Origin of the sequence: Anaerotignum lactatifermentans, assembly GCF_014982935.1 — a bacterium.
Classification (GTDB): Bacteria; Bacillota; Clostridia; order Lachnospirales; family Anaerotignaceae; genus Anaerotignum; species Anaerotignum lactatifermentans.
On sequence record NZ_JADCKK010000012.1, the window covers coordinates 1 to 26,409 of the forward strand.

The following is a 26,409-nucleotide window of genomic DNA, read 5'->3' on the forward strand; positions in this document are numbered from 1 at the left end:
AAGTTTAAGTGAGTACATTGACCCGTTCACGGGTGAAAAAGTAAAAGGGAACAAATAAAAATAGCCGCCAAGGGCGGCAGTTGAGAAAGTAGAGCACTTGGCGGACTTTCAATGCGCTTGCAAGCGCTGCTGGTAAGAGCCCCTTCTAGGGGCAGAGCAAACCACCGGCTAAGCCGGTGGTCCTGATTCGTTTCTAAAAATAGACAAATTTGTAGTAGACGAAAATAACATTGCCCATAAAACAACTGTAGAAACAGGGCTGGAAAATGATACATACATCGAAATTACCAGTGGTTTGAGCATTGGTGATACAGTTGTTACCAAAGGTCAGGACTTTTTGTCAGATGGCAACACTGTAAATATTACAAACGGGACAACAGAACAGGAAACCACCGCAGAAGAAACAGAACAGGAATGATAAATTTTTCTGCGGATTTCTAAAACAAAGGAGTTGATATGTTTGGATATTACGAAGATTTCCATCAAACGTCCCGTTGCGATCATGATGGTTATGTTCATCATTATCATTCTGGGTGCGGTTTCCATTACCAAAATGGAAATGGAATTGACACCTGAAACGGAAATGTCTACGGTCATGATTATGACGACCTACGAAGACGCTGGACCGGAAGAGGTAGAAAATCTGGTTACAGAAAAAATCGAAAGTGCCGTTGCCAATGTAGAAAATGTAGAATCCATTTCTTCCACATCATCAGAAGGCAGCTCTATGGTTTCCATTGAATTTAATTATGGAACCAATCTGGATACAGCCATTACAGACCTGCGTGATAAATTGAGCATGGTAGAAGCGACTTTGCCTGATGGCTGTGATTCTCCTAATATCATGAAAATGGATATGAATTCCATGCCTATTGCAACAATTGTTGTTTCCGGCGATGATATGACATCTGATGAATTGAAATCATTTGCAGAGGATGATATCGAACCACGTCTGGAACGTCAGGAAGGCGTTGCTTCTGTAGACATCATGGGTGGTACAGAACAGGAAATCCTGATCGAGATCGATCCAGAACGACTGGAAGGTCTGGGGCTGACCATGACTTCCATCGGGCAGACCCTTTCCGCAGAAAACAGCAACCAGTCTGGCGGCAGCATCTCTTATGGCGAAAAGAGCATGACTATCAGTACAAAACTGCAGATGGAAAGCATTGAAGATGTTAAAAATACACCAATTCAGATTGCAGATGGTACAGTCATGCGTTTGGGTGATATTGCTACCGTTACAGAAACACAAAAAGAAATTACATCTATCAGCCGTTATAATGGAGAATCCTGTGTCACACTTTCTGTTACACAGTCCAGTGACGGTAATACCGTAACAGCTGTAAATAATATTTTGGATGAAGTGGAAAAACTCAATGCGGAATATCCTGATATGACCAATGAAGTGGTAAGTGAATCTGGCAGTACCATTGAAGATTCCGTTATGAACGTTGTTTCCAATATTTTTACAGGTGCCATTCTTTCCGTTCTGGTTATGTTTGTTTTCCTGAAAAATATTGGTTTGACAGGCGTTATTGCTGTTTCCATGCCAATTTCCATTATTGGTACATTCGTATTTTTGTATTTCTCCGGCACCACACTGAATATGATCTCTCTGGGCGGTTTGTCCGTTGGTGTTGGTATGCTGGTAGATAACTCGGTCGTTATGTTGGAAAACATTTACCGTTATCGTACCACTCTTGGCTACGGTAAGGTAAAAGGAACCTATCGTGCCGGCAGAGAAGTGCGGTCTTCCTTGATCGCATCTACATTGACAACCATTGTTGTATTCATTCCTTTCGTTTTCGTATCAGGTATGATGATGCAGATGATGACAGACTTGGCTCTTGCCATTGTATTCTCTCTGGCAATGTCTTTGATCTCTGCCATGACAGTGGTACCTATGCTGGCAGGTAACTATGTAAATAATGTACATCGAAATAAAGCACCGAAAAAACTGGACTTTATCAATAAGATGCTGAACATGTTCGATATCGGTATGAAAAAACTGAGCGAATTGTATGGCAGATTTTTGAGATGGGCAGTTTGGCACAAGAAAAGAACGCTTTCCTGCGTTCTGCTTGTATTCCTTGCTTCCCTGTGTATGCTTCCGTCCGTTGGTATGGAATTGATGCCATCCTCTGACGAAGGTACTTTCTCTGTAACCGTGAAAGCACCAAAGGGCAGCAATCTGGATACAGTGGATGCATTGTCCCTGCAGGTGGAAGAAATTCTGGAACAGATTCCTGAAATGGTATCCATGAGCGTTACGATGTCTGGTTCTTCCGGTTCCATCATGGGCAGTTCTGAAGAAAGCAGCATCAGCTGTGTATTGGTTGACAAAAACAAACGTGACCGCAGTACAGATGAAATTGTAGAAGAAGTACGTAATTCTGTGAAGAATATCGCTGGCGCGGAAATCAGCGTTTCCTCCAGTTCCAGTATGGGCTCTATGATGGGCGGTGGTGTATCTGTAGAAATCTATGGTGATGATATGGATAAACTGCAGGAAATCAGTGACCAGATTGCATCCCAGATGGAACAGGTGGAAGGTGTGCGTCAGGTAAGCAGCTCTCTGGAAGATCAGGATACAGAAGTTGCATTGAAAATTGATAAAGAACGTGCAAGACAGTATGGTTTGACAGGCTCTGATATTGCAAGTCAGGTAAGAAATACCGTTTCTGGCTTTACAGCAACCACATTGAAAGCAGACGGTACAGAAATGGATATTCGTATCGTATTCCCTGATGACAGTATGTCAACATTGAGTGATATCAATGATCTGTCTATTATGACAGGTGACGGTAAGGTGATTCCTTTGTCCTCTGTTGCTGAAATCACTATGGAAAATGTACCATCTTCCATTTCCAGAGATGACCAGAGCAGATATGTAACCATTTCCTGTGATGTATATGGTCGTGACAGCGGCAGTGTCGGCAACGATATTCAGGCAATCATCGACCAGATGACTGTACCTGATGGCTACAGTGTGAAGCTGGGCGGTAGCAATGAGATGATGAATGATACATTCTCCTCTTTGGGTCTGGTCATTGTACTGGCAATCGCGCTGGTTTACATGGTCATGGCAGCACAGTTCGAATCTTTTGTAAATCCTTTTATCATTATGTTTACCATTCCTCTGGCATTTACTGGGGCAATCTTCCTGCTGTTCATTACAGGAGAACCTCTGAGCATGATGGCTTTGATCGGTTGTCTGGTGCTAGTAGGTATCGTTGTAAACAATGGTATTGTATTGATTGACTATATTGATATTTTGAGAAACAGAGATGGTTATTCTCTGGTAGATGCCATTTTGACTGCGTGTCCTACCAGATTACGACCTATCCTGATGACAGCATTGACGACAATTTTGGGGCAGTTCCCTATGATTTTCTCCAATGGTACCAACAGTGAAACACTGAAGGGCATGGGTCTTGTCATTGCCGGCGGTCTGGCGGCATCTACATTCCTGACATTGGTAGTCGTTCCTTTGCTGTACATGATTTTGGATCGTTTTGTGCAGGCATTCCGTAATAAGATGAAATTTACTAAGAAGGCAAATCCTTATGAAATTGAACAGGAATGCTGCTAAAGAAAGGAGGTTTTTTATGAAGTATAAATTGGCGTTGCTGCTGACGTTGACGATGATGATGCCAACTGCAACGACTGCTTTTGCAGCAGAAACCAGTACAGAAACTGCAGCAGAAAGCACTTCCGAAGAAGGTACTGTAAGTACAGAAGAAAGCGGCGTTTGGCAGCTGACATATGAAGAAGCGCTGGAACTGGCAGAAGACAACAGCTCTGATCTGGATAATGTGGCAGAAAAGGCAGAATATCTGCAGGATTTGAAGGAAGATATCTGGGATATCACCGGTTCTTTCTCAGTGCCTACTGTCAGCTATCAGCAGTGGGTGGATGATGAAGTTTACAGCATCTATTCTCAGATTCAATCTATCAGCAGCAGTATGACGCAGAATCGTTATACAGAAGAAATCACAAAGCTGACATTGGAATCTACTGTAAAAAGTTACTTTACTTCTATCCTAAGTGACGAAAGCTCTCTGGAAGTTGCGAAAAAAGAGGCAGAGGTGAAGAAAACACAGTATTTGCAGGGTCAGACAAAAAACAAAATGGGGCTTATCAGTGACTACAATCTGCGTACACTGGAAACAGATTATAAGACGGCAGTGGACAATGTGGAAACACTGGAAAGAACCATTGAGGAAGAATATCGCTCCTTCAATCAGCTGCTGGGTATCAGCGATGATACAGAATATGAATTGGTATACGATATAGAATACACTCCCTATGAAATGGGGCAGAGTATGACACAGTATATCCAAAATAAGCTGAATACAGACTATACCATCAAACAGTTGGAACAGAATGTGGACGATGCTGAATTCAACAAAAACTATATGTCCATGTCCAGTACAAATTCTCAGTCTGCTTCCAACAAGTATTCCTATGAAGAAGCAAAAAGCACTTTGAAAACAGCCAAAGAAGATAAAGAACTGGCAATTCAGAATGCTTATAATGAGGTGCAGGAACTGGAAAACCAGTATGAAACAGCCCAGCGGAATCTGGAAACAGCAAAATCCAATCTGGAACTGGCAGAACTGAATTATTCATTGGGCAGAAATACAGCGTTGGATGTGACAAAAGCGGAATTGGATGTGGAAGAAGCAGAAAACACATTGGAGCAGATTGTATATTCCCATGACATGAAAGTTTATCAGTTGGAAAATACAGAATTGTTGTAAAATCAAACATAAAAGTGACTTTTCATAATTTGTGAGCTAGGATAAAAATATAGAAAGATATGTGATTTTCATTTAGAATTTCGCATATCTTTCTTTTTGTTTTTTTGGTAGAATAAAAAATAGAGTGGCAATCAAAAAAGAACAAATGGGGCAAAGGAGGGGAAGCCATGGCATACAGTGAACTGGTGAAAAATTTTAACCGCATCCGTGAGTATATGCGGGAGTTTTATGTCTATGGCTTTAAAAGCCGAGAAGAATATACGAGAAAAAGTGCGCGTTCTTATGATGATGAACGTAGGAGATTGGAAAGCTGGCTGGGAGATTATATGCGATTCCGCCAGAACGCAGATGGAAAGAATGTTTTTATCTCCATTGACAGCAGGGCTGTACAGCACAACCCTCTCTACACCGCATGGAAAACAAAAAGTTTCACCGATGGAGATATTACGCTGCATTTTATATTGATGGATATTTTTGCTTCCGCAGAGGATGCTCTTTCCCTGACGGAAATCATGGAGCAGATCGATACATACCTTTCTGCTTTTCAGGAACCGAAAACTTTTGATGTTTCCACTGTACGAAAAAAGCTGAAAGAATATATTTCAGAAGGAATTGTATCAGGCGAGAAGCAAGGGAAAACCATGTATTATCGCTGGACCATGTCAAAGTATGATTTGGATGGAGATATTCTGGACTTTTTCTCCGAAGTTGCGCCTTGCGGCGTTATTGGCTCCTTTTTGCTGGACCAGACAAAGAAACAAAATGACCATTTTTCCTTTAAACATCATTATATTACTGGTGCCGTAGACAGTGAAATTCTGTGTACTGTTTTTATGGCAATACGAGAAAAACGAAGCATTCTCTTGGAAACATGTCATCGCCATAAGGAACGTTCTTCAGAATCCCATGTAGTTCCTCTTCGCGTCATGGTCAGTGCGCAAAGCGGCAGACAATACCTCATTGCATATTCTCCAAGGTTCAGGCGGATTTTGTCCTTTCGGACAGATCATATTGTATCTGTAAAAATGGGAGAGGTCAGTGAACGTTTTGACCATATGCGGCAGAAGCTGGAAGAAATGCAGAAAAATATGTGGGGTGTCAGCACACAAAGCAGATGGGGAAATCGTATGGAGCATGTGGAATTTACCATTCGTTATGGGAAAGGGGAACAGCACATTCCCAAGCGGCTGGAACGGGAAAAACGTTGCGGAACCGTAGAACATCTGGACGAAAATACATGCAGGTTTACGGCGGATGTATATGATGCCAGTGAACTGATTCCATGGATTCGGACATTTATCTGCCGCATTACAGAAATTCATATTTCCAATGAAAAACTGGAAGAAAAGTTTCGGGAAGACATGTATGCAATGTATGCCCTTTATGGTTTGGAAGATGGTGATGAACATGATATTCAGTGAATTATACAGTATATATTACCAAACGATGGCAGCTATCCTGAAAGCGGCAACAGATCATCCGTTGGAAGCAAAAGAAATGCAGCACATTGTAGGGAAACATGCTTTTGGGGAAAGCCTGCTGCATATTTTGCCTGCTATCGAGGAGCAAAGGTGGCAGCTCATTACGCTAGATGGCACAACACCTCTGCATAAAGAGCCTGCTATGCCGCTGACTCTTTTGGAGAAACGGTGGCTGAAAGCCATTGCCAACGATCCTCGCATGCGGTTGTTTGGTGATGATATTTTTGATTTCCCAGATGTGGAACCGCTTTTTTTGCCAGAGGATATCCTTGTGTTTGACCGTTACGCAGACGGTGATGATTACACAGATGAAGCATATATTCGGAATTTTCGCATCATTCTGGATGCCATCAAACAGCAGTATCCGCTGAAGATTACACTGCAAAACCGCAGAGGTAATCCATTGCAGATGAATGTAATGCCCAAGTGTCTGGAATATTCGGAAAAGGACGATAAATTTCGATTGATCGGTTCTTCTGACCGTTACGGAAGTACTATCAATTTAGGGAGAATTATAAGCTGTGAAAGATGTCAGGATGGGATGGCAAGGCATCTGACGAGAAAATCAGAGCAACAACGTAAAGTAGTTTTTGAACTCTTTGACCAAAGAAAGGCATTGGAAAGGGTACTGCTTCATTTTGCCCATTGTGAAAAAGAGGCAGAAAAGCTGGATGATCAGCATTACCGTATTACGGTTGTTTATGACAAAGAGGATGAAACGGAGATGGTCATTCGTATTCTTTCCTTTGGACCATTGATAAAAGTAACGGCGCCACAGCATTTTGTAAACTTAATAAAACAGAGATTACTGAATCAAAAAAGTTGCGGACTTTGATGTTCGCAACTTTTTTTCCGTGATGAGATTGGAAATAACAGGTAGAATAAAGATACAAACAGAGACACAAATCCAAAGGAGATACATATCCAAAGGAGATACATATCAGTACAAGGAAATGATTCTCTGAATGAAAGGCGCATACAGCAAACCCAATGCAGACTGTTGACGAATCAACCCTTCAACAACGGCAGATGGAAATCTGCGAAATTTGCGCCTTGTAAAAATGAAAAAGGCGTAGACAGCAATCGAACTGTAGAGGGCTAGAAATCCTCGGTGCAGGCAGATGTAAATCTGTAAAAGATGCGCCTTGTGAAAATTGAAAAAGGCACCAACAGCAAATGATGGATTTTACTTTACATTCGATGGTTTCAGACCATTGGTGCGAGCTGGCCCCGCTTTATATGGTGCCTTGTGATAATAAAGAAAAGGAGGATCATGATGTTAAAATACATGAAACAGGAAGCCAATATGACCACAACAGAAAATGGCGCAGCTGCATATGTTTCTACAGGCTCTAAATGTCTGGATTTGTTTGCCACCATTGGAGCACTGCGCGGACAAAGTGAAAAAGAAATCATTGCACGTTTTGTGCAGGCGTATACAGAAGATGCGGATTTAGCCATGAAACTTCTTTTCTTTGCAAGAGATATTCGGGGCGGATTAGGCGAAAGAGAAGTGTTTCGGACAATTCTTGGCTGGCTGGCCGAAAATAAACCTGCATCTGTTCAGAAAAATCTGACTTATGTAGCGGAATATGGTCGTTTCGATGACCTTTTGGCATTGATGGATACGCCCTGTGAAAAAGAGATGTTGATTTATCTGCGGAAACAGTTTGAAGCGGATATGAAAAAACTTGCAGAAGGAGGATCTGTTTCTCTCTTGGGAAAATGGCTGCCTTCTGTCAATGCATCCAATCAGGAAACTGTATATCAGGCTAAAAAGGTTGCCAGAGCCTTTGGCATGAACGACGCAGCTTACAGAAAAGCCTTGACAGCACTTAGAGCCAAAATACATATCATTGAGAATCACTTGCGTGAAAAAGATTATACCTTCGATTATGAACAGCAGCCCTCTAAAGCGCTGTTCAAATACAAAATGGCTTTCTGGCGGAACGACAGGGAAAGATATCAAGCTTTTCTCTCCAAAGCAAGTACTGGAGATGCAAAGCTCCATGCAGATCATGTGGCACCCTATGAGTTGGTTGAATCTTATCTGAATACAAGATGGAATAGCACTTTTTCGGAAGAAAAGGCATCGCTGAATGCGACATGGGCTGCTTTGCCAGATTTTGGCGGAGAAGAAAATGCCCTTGCTGTCATTGATACTTCCGGGTCTATGTATTGCGGTAGAAACCCCATTCCTGCGGCAGTGGCACTGTCCTTGGGACTTTACTTCGCAGAACGGAATAAAGGGGTTTTCCGCAATCATTTTATTGAGTTTTCTGAAAGACCGCAGCTGATTGAAATCAAAGGGGAAACCTTTGTTGACAAACTGCAATATCTAACAACATTTGAAGAAATTGCGGATACCAATCTGGAAGCAGTTTTTGATCTGATTCTGCGGGCAGCGGTGAAAAATCAGGTTCCCCAGGAAGAATTGCCTGCAAAACTGATTATTATTTCAGATATGGAATTTAATGCCTGTGTCAATAAGGCTTCTAAAACGGTTTTCAAAAACGCCAAGAGAAGATACAAGGAAAAAGGATACCGCTTGCCGGAAGTTGTCTTTTGGAATGTAGCCAGCAGAAACCGCCAGCAGCCCGTAACCAAAAATGAACAGGGAGTTGTATTGGTTTCCGGCGCGACACCAAGGATATTTTCTATGGTAGCAGGGGGAAATCTCTCACCTTATACATTTATGATGGAAGTGCTGCAGAGTGAGCGTTATGCGCCCATTGCAGCATAGCTTCAAAAGGAGGGAAGCAGTATGTTAGAAATCAAAGGAAAAGTAAATACAGCTATTTGCTATGCGAAAGTCATTGAGGATGTTGCCATTGAACAGATTCGCCGTATGTGCGACTATGGTCTGACAGAAGGCAGCAAAATCAGAATTATGCCTGACGTTCATGCAGGAAAGGGCTGTACCGTTGGTACAACCATGACAGTCAAAGACAAGGCATGCCCCAATATTGTAGGGGTAGATATTGGATGTGGGATGTATACCGTAAAACTAGCGGAAAAAGAAGTGGACTTTGCGAAACTGGATGAAGCCTGTCATTATATTCCTTCTGGCAGAAACGTGTGGGAAGGCAGAATGGAACGGTTTAACCTGACAAAACTGCGTTGTTATCGCTCTTTGCGGGATGCAAAAAGACTGGAACGCTCTCTGGGAACATTAGGCGGCGGAAACCATTTTATCGAAGTCGATCAGGCAGCAGACGGAACTTGCTATCTGGTGATTCATTCCGGCAGCCGTAATCTGGGAAAACAGGTGGCTGAGGTATATCAGCAGCTGGCTGTTGACCTGCATATGGGAAAAGAGGATTATTTCCGTCAAAGAGAGGAAATCATTCATACATACAAGGCAGAAGGCAGACGGGCAGAGATTCAGGATGCTTTGAAAGAACTGAAGAAAAATTATGAAACACAGGAACTTTTGGTTCCAGAAGATATTTGCTGGCTTTATGGAACATTCCTGGATGATTATTTGTATGACGTAGAAATCTGCCAGCGTTTTGCAAAGCGGAACAGGGAAAGAATGGCAGAAATCGTTCTGGAGAGAACAGGCATGACTGCTGTGGAATCTTTCCATACCGTTCATAACTATATTGATGTGAATGAAATGATTCTCCGCAAAGGTGCCATTGCGGCTCACGCTGGAGAAAAAGTCCTCATTCCCATCAATATGCGGGATGGTTCTATCATTGCAGTGGGAAAAGGCAATCCAGAATGGAATGATTCTGCGCCCCATGGAACAGGGCGTGTCATGTCCAGAGCAAAAGCAAGAGAAACTCTGAATATGGAATCTTACAAGGAAGCCATGGCAGGGATTTACACAACTTCTGTTAACGAGGACACACTGGACGAAGCGCCTATGGCTTACAAATCATTGGAAGATATTCTGGATGTCATCGGCGAAACAGTGGAAGTCATGGATGTGATGAAGCCCATTTATAATTTCAAAGCATCCAATGAAGACGCACCTTGGATGAAAAAGAAGGAGGAAGCCGATGGAACAGACGATTGTCAGAAAACTCCGTGAAATTGAGAAAAATGAACATGTTCGCATCCTGCTTGCAGTGGAATCCGGCAGCCGCGCATGGGGATTTCCTTCTACTGACAGCGACTATGATGTACGGTTCATTTATATTCGTCAGAAAGAGTACTATTTGCGTTTAGAAAAAACGCGGGATGTCATTGAATTGCCCTTGGATGACGTTTTGGATATCAATGGATGGGACTTGCAGAAAACATTGCGGCTTTTCCGAAAATCGAATCCTACGCTGTTTGAATGGTTTTCTTCACCCATTGTATATATGGAAACACCTTTTGCAGAAATGTTCAGAACAATGATGGGAAATTACTTTTCCACAAAGAGAAGTCTCTATCATTACATCCATATGGCAGAAAAAAACAAACGAGAGTATCTGGAAGGAGACATGGTCAAAGTCAAAAAATATTTTTATGTACTTAGACCTGTATTGGCATGTCGATGGATTCTGGAGAAGAAAACACCGCCTCCCATGCTTTTTTCAGAACTGATGGAGGCAGAACTTCCGGATGCATTACGGGCAGATGTAAACAGGCTGCTGGATTTAAAACAAAATTCACCCGAAGTCAAAATGACTGCGAAAGTGGATAAAATCAATACATATCTGGAAGATTCCATTGCAGATATCCAAAATATTTTAAAAACCTTGGAAGAAACAAACCCCGCCGACTGGCAGGAATTGGATGATCTGTTTTTGCAGCAATTGCAGACTATGTAGCAAATCGGCACAAGAAGTATTTTCTGTGCCGGTTTTTTATATGTTCTTGACAAATGACAAAAATTCAACTAAGATATGTCGTAAGCGACGGATTAGGGGGTCATGATATGGATATCATCGAATTTAAGATTCTGAACACAGCCATTGAAAGAGTGCTGAATCAGGAGTTAGCGGAACTGGATATTACATATATGCAGGCATATGTGATTGGTTATTTGAACATGAACCGTACACAGGAAATATGCCAGAAAAACATTGAACATAGTTTGGGTTTGACACATCCAACGGTAAGCAGTATTTTAAATCGTCTGGAAGAGAAAAAATTGATTATGACAGAACCTTTGGAAAGTGACAGACGCTATAAAAAAATTGTTCTTACAGATAAGAGTTCAGCAATGACAACTGCTATTGAGGAGAAGATCGGCAAAATTACAGAACGTATCTTTGCAGGGATGTCTATGGATGAAATCGAATCTCTTTCCGGCGTGATAAAAAAATTAACCAAAAACATCAAATAAAAAAATTTACATTAATAGGTCGCAAGCGACTTAAAAAGGAGGAATATTTATGAAATATTTGGTTACAGGTGCAGATGGCAAACTGGCAGGCAGAGTGGCAAACAATATGTTGGAAGACGTTGCAGGAACAGATTTGATTTTTACATGTCCAAACCTTGCAAGAGTGCCTATGGAAAAGAAAACTGCTTGGGAGGAAAAGGAGTAACTGTAAAAGAAGCCAATTATGATGATGTGGAACAAATGACAAAGGCTTTTGAGGGAGCAGACAGACTATTCTTTATTTCCAGCATTATCAATGGACCCAAAAGAGTGGAACAGCATAGAAAAGTCATTGAGGCATGCAAAAAAGCCGGTGTGAAACATATTACTTATACATCCTTTTTTGGCGCAGATAGAGAAGGCTATAACCAGTATGTGCTGCCAGACCATAGAGCCACAGAGAAAATGCTGAGAGAAAGCGGCATTGAACACAACATTATGAGAAATAATCTTTATATGGAAAATTATTTGACCACTTCTGTTATGCTGGCAATGTTGAGTGGAAACGTATGGGGTACCACCGCAGGAGAAGGGAAAGTCACAAGTATTGCAAAAGACGACAGTGCAAGATGCGGTGCGGCTCTGCTTCTTGGAAAAGGCGAACCTAATCGAGCATATGACCTGACCAGTACCATTCCCTTAAGCCAGAGAGAGATCTGTAATATGATTGCAGAAAAATCAGGGATTCCTTTTGAATATAAGCCAATGACAGAAGAGGAATTCAGAGCATATCTGGAAGCACTGCATATTCCAAGAACAACAGACGGGGATTTTTCTCAGGCGCCGGTTCCTTTTTGCAGTAACGATATGATCACCAATGAAGCAGGTATTTCCGAAGGACAGATGGGCGTTGTCACCCATGATGTGGAACTTCTGACAGGCAGAAAACCTTTGGAAGTATACGATTTGCTGGATCAGTATAGTTATGTATGGAAAAACAAAGTTCGTCATTGGAAAGATTTGGTTTAAAAAATATTTTTTTGGACAAATAGGTCGTAAGCGACGGAAAGGAGGACATGATGCAGAATCAGGAAGTGTTGCAGAATCCACTGGCAGTGGATTCTGTATGGAAGTTACTTGGCAAATATGCCATTCCGTGCGTCATTTCCCTGTTGGTGAATTCCCTTTATAACATGGTCGACCAGATTTTTATCGGACAGGGCGTAGGGTATCTTGGAAATGGCGCAACAAATATCATATATCCACTGACAGTGATTATGCTGTCCATTGCATTGATGCTGGGCGATGGCGGTGCATCTTTTTTAAGTCTTCGCCTTGGAGAAGGAAAAAAAGAAGAAGGGGCAAAAGGGATTGGCAGTGTCATCACATTTTCTGTTGTGGTGGGGATTATCATTGCTGTTCTGATGGCTGTTTTTCTGGAAGATCTTGTTTATCTGTTTGGGTGCACAGAAACCCTTTATCCCTATGCCATGGATTACGGCAGGATTATCATCATCGGTTTGCCTTTTGTTTTGGTCGGAACGGTTTTTACTGCCATTGAACGAGCAGACGGCAGTCCCCAGTATTCCATGGTTTCATTGTTGGTTGGCGCAGTGACCAATACCATTTTAGACCCGATTTTCATTTTTGTTTTTCAGTGGGGTGTCAAAGGTGCGGCATTGGCAACAATCATCGGGCAGATTTTTACTTTTTTGATGGGGCTGAACTATATCAGACGATTCCGTTCCATTTAGCTGAAAAAATCGGATTATAAGATTCATTTTCATTCCTGCAAAAAAGTAATGGGATTGGGTATTTCCAGTTTTATTACACAAATGTCTATTGTCATTGTGATGGCTGTCATCAATAACCTGCTTACAAAATATGGCGCTCTTTCGGAATATGGTTCTGAAATACCCATAGCTGTTGTAGGTATCGTCATCAAAGTCAATCAGCTGGTAATTGCAGCAACAGTCGGGATTGCTTCCGGTGCACAGCCAATCATTGGATTCAACTATGGGGCAGGCAATATCAAACGGGTGAGACAGACATTCCGATGTGTTGTGATTGTGGCAGAAATACTGGCTGTGATTGCTTTTGCGGCATATCAGCTTGTACCCGTTCAGATTATTTCCATTTTTGGTAAGGAAAGTGGATTGTATAACCAGTTTGCGGAATTATGTTTCCGTATATTTTTGCTGGCAACTATTTTCAATGGTTTTCAGACAGTGGCAGCATTGTTCATGCAGTCCATTGGCAGAGCAGTGAAATCTGCGGTCATTTCTTTGTCCAGACAGATCATCTTTTTGCTGCCGGCAGAATTTATTCTTAGCAGTATTCTTGGAATTTTAGGTGTGTTGTGGGCAGGACCTGTGGCTGATACCCTTGCCTTTATACTGGCAGTAGCGATTGTAGGCAGAGAATTGAAGATATTAGAGAAAGAGGTGTAACCATATGCAGTACAAGATTATTACCATCAGCAGAGAATTGGGAAGCGGAGGAAGGCTCATCGGAAAAAAGGTGGCGGATCAGTTAGGTTATCATTTTTATGACCGTGAAATTATTGACCAGACCGCAAAAATTTCCGGCTTTTCCAAGGAGCAGATACTCCATTCCGAAGAAAAAATCACAAATAGTTTTCTGTACAATGTTGCAATGGGAACAGGTTACGGATTAGGCGTTTTAAGTGGAAACGGCAAAGAATCCCTGCCATTAAATGCGCAGATTTATTTGGCACAGCGTCAGGCAATCCAAGCATTAGCCAAGAAGGGACCGTGCGTCATTGTTGGCAGATGTGCAGACTATATCCTGAAAGACGAACCGGGAGTACTCAGCTGCTTTGTCTATGCGGAATTGCAAAAGCGGGTCAACGGAGCAGTCAATGAATATGGTATGGACGCAGAAAATGCAGAAAAACAGATTTTGCAGACAGATAAATCAAGGGCTGTATACTACAATGCAGTAACTGACCAGAAATGGGGAGATTACAGCAATTATGACTTAATGATAAATAGTGAAAAAGTCGGCATCGATATGGCTGCCAAATTGATTGCGTTTCTGGCAATCGGCAGCAATCAGGATACATGATGACTAAGAAAATTTTGGAAAACAAGAAATCTGGTGAAGTAATTCAAATACGAAATGAATGAGAATCAAAAAATAATTGCAAATTTAGGGATTATGCATCATACTATTCGAAAATTTGCAGATGCAAAGTTTATGGAAATACAGAATGGATTGTCAGGCATGTATGTTTTTGTCCTATTGTATTTGGCAAAGCAGGAACAGGCGCACAAAAAAGTCTTTCAAAAAGATCTGGAACAGGAATTTCAAATTTCCAAAGCCACTGTGTCACGTATGCTTTCCAGAATGGAGAAAAAGAATCTCGTAAGAAGAAAGGGAAATGGGGAAGATGCTCGGTTTAAATGGATTATTATGACAGCGTATTCCAGAAAAATGATTCCTGACCTCAAAAAGGCAGAAGAACAGTTAGAGTGTACCGTTCTGGATGGGTTTTCTAAAAAAGACAAAGATGTACTGCTAAGCTGTATTGCAAAAATGGAGCATAATCTCTTGAAATCTAATAAATAAAGGAGTGTCACTATGCTGAAATCCTTATTGAAAAGCGTAAGGCAGTATAAAACTGCATCCTTGCTTACGCCCATACTGGTTGCAGCTGAAGTCGTTTTGGAATGCCTGCTGCCATTTATCATGGCAGAGTTAATCGACGAAATGACAGGAGCTTCCATGACGCCGATTATCAAATATGGCAGTGTACTGATCATCATGGCGATATTGTCATTGATTTTTGGGGTATTGTCCGGGAAGACGGCGGCGACAGCTTCCTGTGGGTTTGCAAGGAACTTAAGACAGGATATGTATTTTAGAATACAGGAATTTTCTTTTGCGGATATTGATCAGTTTTCGACATCCTCTCTTGTCACAAGGATGACGACGGACGTAACGAATATACAAAATGCCTACCAAATGAGTATACGAATTGCGGTCAGAACACCTTTGATGCTGATCTTTTCGATTATCATGAGCATGAACATCAATGTCCGCATGGCAGTGATTTTTGTAATCATGTTTCCTATTCTTGGGGCAGTATTGCTGGGAATTTCCATGTATGTATATCCAATATTCAAACGAATTTTTAAGAAATATGACGCAATGAACAATTCTGTGCAGGAAAATATTGCCGGAATCCGTGTTGTCAAATCCTTTGTGCGTGAGGATTATGAAAAAAGAAAATTTGAGCATGCTTCCGAAGAAGTGCGGAAGGACTTTACTAGAGCAGAAAAAATTCTGGCTCTGAACAATCCTTTCATGATGTTTTGTATTTATATTGCCATGCTTCTGGTCAGCTATTTTGGGGCAAATATTATCATAAATACGGTTTCTGTAGACTTAACAACAGGTGAGTTATCCTCTCTCATCAGTTATGGCATCCAGATTCTGGCGTCCATGATGATGCTGTCTATGGTATTTGTTATGACTTCCATGGCGACAGAATCAGCAAACCGTGTTGTGGAAGTGATTGAACATGAAAGCGTTCTGGATAAAAATCCTGAAGGCATCCAAGAAGTGAAAGATGGCAGCATATCTTTCCAGAATGTAAATTTCAAATATTCAGAAAAAAGCGAAAAGAATGCCTTAAGCGATATTAATATTGATATCAAAGCCGGGGAAACTGTAGGTATCATCGGCGGAACCGGCTCCGGGAAGACGACACTCATCCAGCTTATCTCAAGGCTTTACGATGTAACAGAAGGGGCTGTTCTGGTTGGCGGAAAAGACGTAAGATCCTATGATCTTACAGCGCTGAGAAATGAAGTGGCAGTGGTCCTTCAGAAGAATGTCCTCTTTTCTGGAACCATCAAAGAAAATCTGAAATGGGGAAATGCAGAGGCATCTGACGAAGAATTGGTTCGTGTATGCAAACTGGCGCAGGCAGACAGCTTTATCCAGCGTTTCCCGGATAAATATGATACTTATATTGAGCAGGGCGGAACCAATGTTTCCGGGGGACAGAAACAGCGTTTGTGCATCGCAAGAGCACTTTTGAAGAAGCCAAAGATTTTGATTCTGGACGATTCCACATCGGCAGTGGATACCAAAACCGATGCTCTGATTCGCAATGCCATGTACAAAGAAATACCGGAAACAACGAAAATCATCATTGCACAGCGTGTATCATCGGTACAGGATGCGGATAAAATTCTGGTGATGGAAGGCGGTAGGATTGCAGAACAGGGAACTCATGAAGAACTGTTGCGTCTGAATGGTATTTATCGTGAAGTATATGATTCACAGACAAGGAACAGGGGGATGAATGATATGCGTGAAATAGAAAAACATGCCGGACGCGGAAATACATTTTTCAGACTAACGGTCTATTTAATGAAACATTATAAACTGGAACTCATTGTGGTAATGGTTTGCATTGTCATCAGCTCCTGTGCGTCTGTTGTTGCGACGGTGTTCCTGCAAAGGCTTATTGATGAATGTATCACACCAGGGATTACGTTGGGAATGGGGGCTGTGTGGTCACAGCTTGTTTCCATCCTTACAACCATGGCAGTGGTTTCCATTTTAGGTGTCATTGCGGCGTTTGCCTACACACGTATTATGGCAATCGTCACGCAGGGAACACTGAAGCATATGCGTAATGATATGTTTTCAAATATGCAGACACTGCCGATCCAATATTTTGATACAAATTCCTACGGGGATATTATGAGTACCTATACCAACGACACAGATGCCATCAGACAGCTGATCGGGCAGAGTATGCCCATGCTTTTGCAGTCTTTTCTGACGGTATTGGCTATGTTTGTCATGATGCTTTGTTACAGCATTTGGCTGACACTTGCAGTATGTGTATTCCTTGTGTTTATGCTCTTTATGACACAGAAAGTAGGGGGCGCAAGTTCTCGTTTCATGATGGCACAGCAGGAATCTTTGGCAAAAGAAGAAGGCTTTGTGGAGGAAATGCTCAATGGGCAGAAGGTCATACAGGTGTTTTGCCACGAAGAAGAAAGCAAGAGCGATTTTGTAAAAATCAATGATCAGCTTTTTTCCGACAGTGAAAAGGCATTTCAATTTGGGAATATCTTGATGCCAATTCTGAACAACGTAGGGAATCTGATGTACGTGTCTTTGGCAATCATTGGCGGTTTGCTTCTGCATTTTCAGGTAGGTAATCTGTCTTTGGCTGGCATCGGAACTATATCTGTTGGTATCATTATTTCCTTTTTGGGTATGGCAAGACAGCTTTCTCAAACAATCGGACAGGCAGCCATGCAGGTTTCTCTCATTGCCATGGGGCTTGCCGGCGCAAAACGTGTTTTTCAGTTAATGGATGAAAAATTGGAAACAGACCAAGGCTATGTGACATTGGTCAAAGGGAAAAAAGACGAAAAGGGAAAAATTACAGAAACAGACGAAATGACAGGCACATGGTTCTGGAAGCAGCCTGACAAGGAAAGTGGTCAGGTAATCTATCGGGAATTGACCGGCGATATCCGTCTGGAGCATGTGGACTTTGGGTATGAACCCAGAAAGCTTGTTCTTCGAAATATATCCCTGTTTGCCAAACCGGGTCAAAAGATTGCTTTCGTTGGTGCAACCGGTGTCGGAAAAACAACCATCACCAACTTGATCAATCGCTTTTATGACATAGCAGATGGGAAAATCTATTATGACGGCATTGATATTTCGAAAATCCGCAAGCCTGATCTGCGGAAGTCCCTGGGTATTGTATTGCAGGATGTAAACTTGTTTACCGGAACCGTGATGGATAATATTCGATATGGTAAATTAGATGCTACCGACGAAGAATGTATTGCGGCTGCAAAACTTGCAAATGCAGATGATTTTATCAGACGATTGTCGCAGGGCTACCAGACAGTCCTGACAGGGAATGGTTCCAGTCTTTCTCAAGGACAGCGGCAGTTAATTTCCATTGCTCGTGCCGCAGTGGCAGACCTGCCTGTCATGATTCTTGACGAAGCCACATCTTCCATTGATACACGTACTGAGGCATTGGTACAGGATGGTATGGATAATCTGATGAAAGGAAGAACTGTTTTTGTCATTGCCCATCGGTTATCAACCATTCGGAACAGCCAAGCCATTATGGTACTGGACCACGGCAGAATCATTGAACGCGGCAGTCACGAGGAATTGATTGCACAGAAAGGCACTTATTATCAATTGTACACAGGAGCATTTGAACTGGAGTGATATGCATTTTAGATGATTCTATGAAAAGAAAAACAACTTTAGCAGCGAGATGATATTTCGCTGCTTTTTTCTTTGTTGAGACATGAGCAGTATCATAAATTTCGAAAGAAATTCTTACAAAACGAGGGCTTTCCTATTCTTTATTCCTTTCTATGATATGATAAACATATAGATGTATTTTTCAAGATACATTAAAAGAGGCATTGTTTGGATGATTGGGAAAGAGGGATGACTATGAAAAAGTTTGATTGCAGTATTGGGAAAAAACTGGCAGTTCCGCTTCTTTGCTTTGCGTTTCTTTTGCCAGCAGGTGAGTGCGCATTGGGGGCAGAACCGCTCAAATGGACAGAAAACAAGGCTGATGTACGTATTTATCAAACAGAATTATCAGATTTTTATGAAATTTCTTTTTTGAATTTAGATTCAAATTGCGAGGAGAGCACTTATGAAAGAGATGTAAAAAATGGTATCCGTCTGCTGATGATTAACGGCGGATTTGTACCGGAACCAGAAACCGTGCTGCAAGATGGTGTTGTGTATGCCCCTTTGGAAAAAATCGCAGAACCTCTGGGCATTACCTATGATCTGACCGATGAGTCTGGAAATTATCTGACATTGAAAAAAGGGGACAACACCCTTGTTTTTCCAAGATATAATGAAAGTACCGTGCTGCTGAATGGTCATGAAATGGCTGCATCTTATTACCTGTGTGATTACGATTATTTGTATGTTCCACTGCGCTTTGTTGCGGAGACCTTTGGTGGAAAGGTACAGTATGTGGATGACTACGAAAAAACTTATTGTCATGAAGATAATTCGGAATCCCCCAATTGGGTAAAAGTCAGTGTCATTGCCATTGAAATGCCGAACGGAACAAAGCCCCAATATGTTTCCAAAAATGGTCTGGAAAAAATCACTGATGTTTCTGTTCAGTATCAGAAGGATTTGATTGCTGCAAAAGAAGAAACAAATCAGGAAATTGAGCAGAAGTTTTACTATGATGCTTCGGCAGTGACCTATACCGGGAAAAAACTTGCCAGATTTTATGTATATGAGTTAAAAGGGTTCGAAAATTTCCCAATCTATTTCAATGAATATACAGGAGAAATTTATAGCGAATCAGCGGGTCTGGCATTTGCAGGCTTGCATAAAGGATTCATCAATATTGGTTTTATGCTTTCATAATGGAGGAAGCGAGGGAAGAACAATGAAAAGAAGCCTCGTTTTTCTGGCGACTGCCTGTGCTTTATGTGTGGCATGGGTGCTTTGCAAAGGAATGCAGGCTGATACCCGAACCGTTGAAATAGAGGGAGAAGCCATTCCATATATTTGCCAGAATGAAAAAGTGTATGTTTATCTAAAAGATTTGCTGGACTCTGGATTTTTTGTGGATGCTGCAGAAAGTCGTACACTGGAAACCAGATCGGGCATGGTATCAGAAATCGTTTTGTGGCAGGAGGATATTTATCCAAATGAAGATAAAAAAAGGCGATATCCCACATGTGCAGGATGGATGGAAATATGAAACATATATCAATGGTCTGCAGATTGGCACTTATGCCTGCCAGGGAGAATTGCTTGTTGATGCGGAAGAGTTGATTGGACAGCCTGTTTCATTCAAAGAAGATGCATCCATATCGGAAAAAACTGTTTTATATGACCAGAATGGAAATGAGGAGGTTTTACCTGAGAATCTGGAACAGATTACAAAAACAAATAGAAATTCTGTCCATGGCAATCCAGAAGCACCAAATCGTTTTTCTTTTGAAAACTGTTCCCAGTATCTGATGCGGGCAGAGAAAAATACAGCGCATAAGCTAGGGATAGACGTGCTGCAGAAAGGGGATATTCTGAAAACAAAGAAGGGCTCTTTCCCTTTGGAAGAAGTGAAAGCGGGAGAATGTGCAGGGGTTTCCATTCTGACCATTCAGGAAGAGTATACGGAACTTTCTGCTGTTCTGAAGGAGTTAGGCATTTCCTATTCTTTCAACAATGGAAAGCTGGAATTACGAGGAAAAGGAAATGGGAAAACCATCAACCAGAAAAGTACCGATGCCATGGGCACCATTCCCCAATATCCATATCGTATGTTTGCCATGACATTGGAACTTTCTAATGGAGATAAGTTGGACTGTTTATACGATGGTGAGAAGCTTTTTGTCGCAAACAATGATTTGGAACAGACCGATATTTGGAAAGAATACGGATATGTTTATGAAAATGGCAATTGGACTTCATTGAAATAAAGGTGTTGTTGTTAAAAAAGAACAGATTCTCTGTCACATCTTGTCTATATAAAATTTACAAGAATCTTGTCACGAAACAGAAGAAAATAAAATGTTTTCGACAAAAAAACAATAATCTTTGTGAAAAACACAAATTTCTAAAGATTTCCATTTGACACACAAAATAAAGTATGCTAGTATCAACTCGTGGATTATATGACTGACGGAATCGTGGATCTAACCACATGGAGTATAATCGTTACCACAAGCCGACCGTCTGGGCAGGAAAAGCCCGGGCGTGCGGCTTTTTCTATTTCAAAAAATTGGATAGAAAGAGGTGATGATATGCAGCAAGGCAGAATCCATTCCATTGAGTCCATGGGACTTGTGGATGGACCTGGAATCCGTACCGTTCTTTTTCTGCAGGGGTGCCATTTGCGGTGCCGCTACTGCCATAACCCTGATACATGGCAGCTCTCCGGCGGAAAAGAAATGGATGTAGGTCAAATTATGAAGATGCTGAAACGTTATCGTCCCTATTACGGCAATACAGGTGGTGTCACCTGTTCCGGTGGGGAACCTTTGTTGCAGGCGGATTTTGTAACGGAATTGTTCAAAGCCTGTAAAGCCGAGCATATTTCTACCTGTCTGGATACGGCAGGTTATGGAAATGGTTCTTATGATGCATTGCTGGATTACACAGATCTGGTGATCTTTGATATCAAGCATGTGATATCGGAGAAATACCACAAACTGACGGGAGGCGATTTTTCCATTGCGAAAACGTTCTTGGAAACGGTCATTGCAAAGAATGTTCCGCTTTGGATCAGGCATGTAGTAGTGCCCGGTTTGACTGATGAGGAAGCGCATATTCGGCAATTGGGGGAAATGATTCAGACAATTCCTAATGTACAGAAAGTGGAACTGTTGCCTTACCATACCATGGGCGTGGGAAAATACCATGCTTTAGGCATTCCATATTCTCTGGAAGGCGTTCCGCCTATGGAACAGAAAAAAATACAGTATCTTCAAAATTTGCTGACGGAAATGATTGCATAACATGTGGTTAGAAAGGATGACGCAGAAATGAATACAATGGCTTGGCAGGGTTTTCAGACAGGAAAATGGACAAAAGAAATTGATGTCAGAAACTTTATTCAGAAAAACTATACCCTTTACGAAGGTGATGACACTTTCCTGGAAGGGGTTACAGATAGAACACAGAAAGTATGGGATAAATGCCATGAACTGATTTTGGAAGAAATGAAAAAAGGCATTCTGGATGTGGAAACCAATATCGTATCCGGTATTGACAATTTTGCACCGGGATATATTGACAAGGAAAATGAGGTAATTGTGGGCTTGCAGACAGATGCGCCCCTGAAACGGATTGTCAATCTTTATGGCGGCATGAAAATGGCAAAAAGTGCCTTGGAACAGTACGGCTATGAATTGAATCCCCAGCTGGAAAAAGATTTCCATGCTTATCGGAAAACTCATAACGAAGGCGTATTCGACGCATATCCAAAGAGAACAAAAGTAGCAAGACACGTAGGTCTTTTAACAGGTCTGCCTGACGCTTATGGTCGTGGTCGTGTCATTGGGGATTACAGAAGAGTTGCCCTCTATGGTGTGGATTTCCTCATTGGCGAAAAAGAAAAGGAACAGGACAAGTTTGATGGTCCTATGACAGATGAAAGAATCCGTTTGCGAGAAGAAATCAGCATGCAGATTCAAGCGCTGAAAGAAATGAAATCCATGGCAATGAAATATGGTGTGGATATCAGCGAACCTGCGAAAAATGCCAAAGAAGCCGTTCAGTTTTTGTATATGGCATATCTGGCAGGGGTAAAAGAAAACAATGGTGCCGCTATTTCCTTGGGACGTACATCCACATTCCTGGATATTTACATCGAAAGAGATTTGCAAAACGGTGTTATCACAGAAAAAGAAGCGCAGGAACTCATTGATCAGTTCATCATTAAATTAAGACTGGTGCGGCACCTGAGAACACCGGAATATAACGAACTTTTCGGCGGCGATCCCACTTGGGTGACAGAAGCCATTGGCGGTGTCAGCATCAATGGCAGACCTTTGGTTACAAAAAATTCCTTCCGTTATCTGCATACCCTGACCAATCTGGGAACAGCACCGGAACCCAATATGACAGTACTGTGGAGCAGAGATCTGCCGGAAGAATTCAAGAAATACTGCGCAAAAATGAGCATTCAGACAGATTCTATTCAGTATGAAAACGATGATGTCATGCGTCCTCTTTACGGCGATGATTATGCCATCTCCTGCTGTGTATCCGCTATGCGTGTGGGCAAACAGATGCAGTTCTTCGGCGCAAGAGCAAATCTGGCAAAATCTCTGCTGATGGCGTTAAACGCAGGCGTGGACGAATTGCAGAAAGTGCCTGTAGTTCCCGGAATCAAACCATTGAAAAACGAAGTTTTAGATTTTGATGAAGTTTGGGATCGTTACAAAAAGGTGCTGGACTATGTTGCAGAACTTTATGTGGATACCATCAATATCATCCACTACATGCACGATAAATACGCGTATGAAGCAAGCCAGATGGCGCTTCATGACGGCAATGTGGAACGACTGACCGCCTTTGGTATGGCTGGCATTTCTGTTGTGGCAGACTCTCTTTCTGCCATCAAGTTTGCCAAAGTAACTCCTGTCCGTGATGAAAATGGTGTGACTGTAGATTTTAACGTGGAAGGGGATTTCCCGAAATACGGCAATGACGACGACCGTGTGGATGAACTGGCAGTGGAAGTGGCAACCTATTTCTCCAATGCATTGAAGAAGCATCCCATCTACCGCAATGCAAAACATACACTGTCTGCTTTGACCATCACAAGCAATGTCATGTATGGCAAAAAAACAGGTACAACACCTGATGGTAGAAAACATGGGGAACCTTTGGCTCCCGGTGCAAACCCCATGCATGGCAGGGACGAAAATGGTGCATTGGCTTCTTTGAATTCTGTTGCAAAAATTCCTTATAGAAATGTATGTCAGGATGGTGTTTCCAATACATTCTCCATTGTTCCTGATGCATTGGGAAAAGATGAAGCGCAGCGTATTGAAAATCTGATTCACATTTTGGATGGTTATTTCTATCAGGGTGCGCATCACTTGAATGTCAATGTCATGAATAGAGAAATCCTTTTGGATGCCATGGAACACCCCGAAAAATATCCTACACTGACCATTCGTGTTTCTGGTTATGCCGTAAACTTCAATCGTTTGTCCAAAGATCAGCAGAGAGAAGTTATCATGCGTACATTCCACGAGGCGGTATAATTAGGAAGAAATAGAATTTGTTTACGACAAAAAGCCAAACGCTTTTAAGAAGGGTTTGGCTTTTTTGTATAAATGTTTGTGCAAGGGTGTGAAAATATTGTAAAAAAATCTTACATTAATTTACATTTATAGAAATAAGTGGTAGTATATAGCGATGCTGAACAAGAGGTGCTTCTGCTATGCTCAAAGATGTCTGAAATACATCAGATAAAGATATGCATTTGGTATCGGCAACGGATTTTGGTCAAAAGTTTATGATTCATAACAAATATAGGATTACATTTTTAGGTAAGAATAGAAAAGAAAATAAACGAACTGAAAAAGAAAAATCAATCCTTTTGTGAATCATTCAACCGTTGCTGGCAAAGGTCAATACATGTTTTTAACCAATGGCAGCTTGTTTCCTCTCTGGCAACTGCACCACCAAGGACCAGGTAATCACTAAAATAGGGTTCTTCCGTAGGTGGAATTGCATCGAACTTCTGTATGATCCGTTTTAGTTTCTGCAATTTTGCTTGATGCAGGGCTAATTGGTGTTCCAATAGTTCAATGCGTTTTTCCGGTGGAAGACAACTGGAAAAGTATAATTGCAATCGAAATTCGTCTTTGGTATTTGGCTGCAATGGAAGTTTTTTGGATTCCCAATGCAGGAAATCGCTGCGTCCTTCCTCTGTAATGGAATATACCTTCTTTTCCAATACAGTGCCAGAGATTTCAACTTCATATTTGACCAGACCTTTTTGTGTCAAAGATTTTAATTCTGGATAAATTTGGCTGTGTTTTGCGCGCCATGATCCCAGAAGGCTGTGTTCAATTGCTTTTGTCAATTCATAGCCCGTCATCTCTTGGCGGTTTAATAACCCAAGGATGGCATATTTTAACGTCCCCATATATTTCACTCCTTAATGTATTACTATGCCATGAAAACTAGATGTATTATATCACAAACAAAGAAACATTTCTAGAATTACATGTTAAAAAAAACATGGAATTTTAAACATGTAAATATTGACATGTTGCAAATGGAGTGATAATATGAGTGCGTGTTTGAAGAGTATCATCTTTACACGGAAACACCCTGGATTTTGAAGCGTAAAAGGAGTGTGATGTGGTTGGAAGAGGATTGTGATTGGAAAGTCCAAAATGGTCGCTGGATTTAATGAAAATTGAAGTCTGGTGTGCCGAAAAACCTGAGGGGATACAGATGTATTTCCCTCATAATGGTGATATGAAATTATAGAATGAAATTTTTGTAAACGCTCTTATGAAAAAAACGACAAACAGGTGCATCAGCACAAGGAGTTTGCCGCGTGACTAGAAAGAAGGGATGCGGCGGCAAAAATTCAAAAAAGAAAAAACACCAATGAAAGTACAGAAAAAAGATAACATCACAGCGGAAAAAATCAAAAAATGTTTGGTAATTCTATTGTTTGAATTGCCCTGCATGTTCTAAAAAGATATTGGGTATAATTTCCTACAAAATGAAATCATTTCTGCCGATTTCGGAGAAAAAGACGAAAATAAAAAAACACTTACATGACCCACAAGAAATTACTACAATATTTCTTGTGGACAAAAAAGGCAGTAATGGAAATAAAAGGAGGATAATTATGCCGCAGAATAAAAGAGAAAGTTTGATTTATACCGTATTGATGTGTTTTGTAATGGTGTTTTGGATGAGTATGTATAATGTTACACTCCATATGGGCAGTCCGTCATTGGATGTATTGAGAGAAGGTTGGCTTGGTTTTCCCATCGCTTACATATACGCTATGTGCTTTGACTGGTTTTTGGTATCTAAACTGGCAAAAGGCTTTGCCTTCCGTTTTTGGTAAAACCTGAAAGCAGTACACTGCGTAAGGTCATTTGCATTTCCTCTTGTATGGTAGTACCCATGGTCATTGTCATGAGTTTATATGGCGGTTTGGAAATGTGCGTCAGAACGGGAGAATGGGGACAGCTTGGTATGATTTGGCTGACCAATATCCCCAAAAACTTTATCATGGCTTTGCCATTTCAGCTGCTCATTGCAGGACCCATTGTTCGGAAAGTATTCCGCAGTGCTTTTCCGGTAGGGAGTGTACAGTAATCGTAAAAAAGGAGTAATC

At 41.5% G+C, this 26,409-nt stretch carries 24 protein-coding genes and 1 riboswitch; of the genes, 23 read left to right on the plus strand and 1 reads right to left on the minus strand.

Features of this window, described 5'->3' with window-relative positions; genetic code table 11:
* Positions 1 to 295: 295 nt before the first annotated feature.
* From INF29_RS14910 to pflB, 21 genes are all read left to right on the plus strand, one after another.
* Complete coding sequence (locus INF29_RS14910; protein ID WP_272872629.1) at positions 296 to 418, plus strand: hypothetical protein; 123 nt, start codon at positions 296 to 298, stop codon at positions 416 to 418.
* A gap of 42 nt (positions 419 to 460) precedes the next feature.
* Positions 461 to 3,595: an efflux RND transporter permease subunit gene (locus tag INF29_RS04630; RefSeq protein WP_193484930.1), complete on the plus strand. Its 3,135-nt coding sequence runs from the start codon at positions 461 to 463 to the stop codon at positions 3,593 to 3,595.
* Between the two features lie 16 nt (positions 3,596 to 3,611).
* Positions 3,612 to 4,766: a TolC family protein gene (locus tag INF29_RS04635; protein ID WP_193484932.1), complete on the plus strand. Its 1,155-nt coding sequence runs from the start codon at positions 3,612 to 3,614 to the stop codon at positions 4,764 to 4,766.
* A gap of 167 nt (positions 4,767 to 4,933) precedes the next feature.
* Positions 4,934 to 6,187, plus strand: coding sequence for a helix-turn-helix transcriptional regulator (locus INF29_RS04640; RefSeq protein WP_193484934.1), 1,254 nt, complete (start codon positions 4,934 to 4,936; stop codon positions 6,185 to 6,187).
* Complete coding sequence (locus tag INF29_RS04645; RefSeq protein ID WP_243184090.1) at positions 6,168 to 7,082, plus strand: WYL domain-containing protein; 915 nt, start codon at positions 6,168 to 6,170, stop codon at positions 7,080 to 7,082. The genes INF29_RS04640 and INF29_RS04645 overlap by 20 nt, the downstream gene beginning before the upstream one ends.
* Positions 7,083 to 7,523: 441 nt before the next feature.
* A complete protein-coding gene (locus INF29_RS04650; protein ID WP_193484939.1) occupies positions 7,524 to 8,990 on the plus strand; it encodes a DUF2828 family protein in 1,467 nt (488 codons plus the stop codon).
* A 21-nt stretch (positions 8,991 to 9,011) separates the two neighbouring features.
* Positions 9,012 to 10,286 (plus strand): RtcB family protein, encoded by a 1,275-nt coding sequence (locus tag INF29_RS04655; protein WP_193484942.1) that lies wholly within the window; start codon positions 9,012 to 9,014, stop codon positions 10,284 to 10,286.
* Complete coding sequence (locus tag INF29_RS04660) at positions 10,255 to 11,013, plus strand: nucleotidyltransferase domain-containing protein (RefSeq protein WP_193484944.1); 759 nt, start codon at positions 10,255 to 10,257, stop codon at positions 11,011 to 11,013. The genes INF29_RS04655 and INF29_RS04660 overlap by 32 nt, the downstream gene beginning before the upstream one ends.
* 107 nt (positions 11,014 to 11,120) lie before the next feature.
* Positions 11,121 to 11,531: a MarR family winged helix-turn-helix transcriptional regulator gene (locus tag INF29_RS04665; RefSeq protein ID WP_193484946.1), complete on the plus strand. Its 411-nt coding sequence runs from the start codon at positions 11,121 to 11,123 to the stop codon at positions 11,529 to 11,531.
* Between the two features lie 49 nt (positions 11,532 to 11,580).
* Positions 11,581 to 11,736, plus strand: a complete 156-nt coding sequence (locus tag INF29_RS14680; RefSeq protein WP_243184092.1) for a hypothetical protein — start codon at positions 11,581 to 11,583, stop codon at positions 11,734 to 11,736.
* A complete protein-coding gene (locus tag INF29_RS04670; RefSeq protein ID WP_243184093.1) occupies positions 11,718 to 12,539 on the plus strand; it encodes an NmrA family NAD(P)-binding protein in 822 nt (273 codons plus the stop codon). Before INF29_RS14680 ends, INF29_RS04670 begins: the two co-directional genes overlap by 19 nt.
* Positions 12,540 to 12,586: 47 nt before the next feature.
* Positions 12,587 to 13,264, plus strand: a complete 678-nt coding sequence (locus INF29_RS14685) for an MATE family efflux transporter (protein ID WP_243184094.1) — start codon at positions 12,587 to 12,589, stop codon at positions 13,262 to 13,264.
* Positions 13,265 to 13,312: 48 nt separating this feature from the next.
* Entirely contained in the window at positions 13,313 to 13,960 is a 648-nt protein-coding gene (locus INF29_RS14690) for an MATE family efflux transporter (protein WP_243184095.1), read from the plus strand.
* Between the two features lie 4 nt (positions 13,961 to 13,964).
* Positions 13,965 to 14,597: a cytidylate kinase-like family protein gene (locus INF29_RS04680; RefSeq protein ID WP_193484948.1), complete on the plus strand. Its 633-nt coding sequence runs from the start codon at positions 13,965 to 13,967 to the stop codon at positions 14,595 to 14,597.
* A gap of 132 nt (positions 14,598 to 14,729) precedes the next feature.
* Positions 14,730 to 15,101 carry a MarR family winged helix-turn-helix transcriptional regulator gene (locus INF29_RS04685; RefSeq protein ID WP_193484950.1) on the plus strand — a complete coding sequence of 124 codons (372 nt, stop codon included), beginning with the start codon at positions 14,730 to 14,732 and terminating at the stop codon, positions 15,099 to 15,101.
* A 12-nt stretch (positions 15,102 to 15,113) separates the two neighbouring features.
* The gene (locus INF29_RS14505) at positions 15,114 to 18,758 is read left to right on the plus strand and encodes an ABC transporter ATP-binding protein (protein ID WP_207728122.1); all 3,645 of its coding nucleotides are present in this window, start codon (positions 15,114 to 15,116) and stop codon (positions 18,756 to 18,758) included.
* A gap of 234 nt (positions 18,759 to 18,992) precedes the next feature.
* On the plus strand, positions 18,993 to 19,943 hold the full coding sequence (locus tag INF29_RS04700; protein ID WP_193484952.1) for a stalk domain-containing protein: 951 nt from the start codon (positions 18,993 to 18,995) through the stop codon (positions 19,941 to 19,943).
* 22 nt (positions 19,944 to 19,965) lie between these two features.
* Positions 19,966 to 20,283, plus strand: a complete 318-nt coding sequence (locus tag INF29_RS04705; protein ID WP_072849585.1) for a hypothetical protein — start codon at positions 19,966 to 19,968, stop codon at positions 20,281 to 20,283.
* On the plus strand, positions 20,231 to 21,004 hold the full coding sequence (locus INF29_RS04710) for a hypothetical protein (protein WP_193484954.1): 774 nt from the start codon (positions 20,231 to 20,233) through the stop codon (positions 21,002 to 21,004). Before INF29_RS04705 ends, INF29_RS04710 begins: the two co-directional genes overlap by 53 nt.
* A 185-nt stretch (positions 21,005 to 21,189) precedes the next feature.
* Positions 21,190 to 21,273, plus strand: a riboswitch (ZMP/ZTP riboswitch).
* Between the two features lie 55 nt (positions 21,274 to 21,328).
* A complete protein-coding gene (gene pflA / locus INF29_RS04715) occupies positions 21,329 to 22,042 on the plus strand; it encodes a pyruvate formate-lyase-activating protein (protein ID WP_193484956.1) in 714 nt (237 codons plus the stop codon).
* A 27-nt stretch (positions 22,043 to 22,069) separates the two neighbouring features.
* Positions 22,070 to 24,301 carry a formate C-acetyltransferase gene (gene pflB, locus INF29_RS04720; protein WP_193484958.1) on the plus strand — a complete coding sequence of 744 codons (2,232 nt, stop codon included), beginning with the start codon at positions 22,070 to 22,072 and terminating at the stop codon, positions 24,299 to 24,301.
* A gap of 329 nt (positions 24,302 to 24,630) precedes the next feature.
* Here the strand turns inward: pflB and INF29_RS04725 are convergent, their stop codons facing one another.
* A complete protein-coding gene (locus INF29_RS04725; protein WP_072849578.1) occupies positions 24,631 to 25,191 on the minus strand; it encodes a PadR family transcriptional regulator in 561 nt (186 codons plus the stop codon).
* A 720-nt stretch (positions 25,192 to 25,911) separates the two neighbouring features.
* On the opposite strand from INF29_RS04725, the gene INF29_RS15010 reads away from it, so the two are divergent.
* Together INF29_RS15010 and INF29_RS15015 are read left to right on the plus strand one after the other, a co-directional pair.
* Entirely contained in the window at positions 25,912 to 26,136 is a 225-nt protein-coding gene (locus tag INF29_RS15010; protein ID WP_330608280.1) for a hypothetical protein, read from the plus strand.
* Positions 26,130 to 26,390 (plus strand): hypothetical protein, encoded by a 261-nt coding sequence (locus INF29_RS15015; RefSeq protein WP_330608281.1) that lies wholly within the window; start codon positions 26,130 to 26,132, stop codon positions 26,388 to 26,390. The genes INF29_RS15010 and INF29_RS15015 overlap by 7 nt, the downstream gene beginning before the upstream one ends.
* The last annotated feature ends 19 nt before the right edge of the window (positions 26,391 to 26,409 follow it).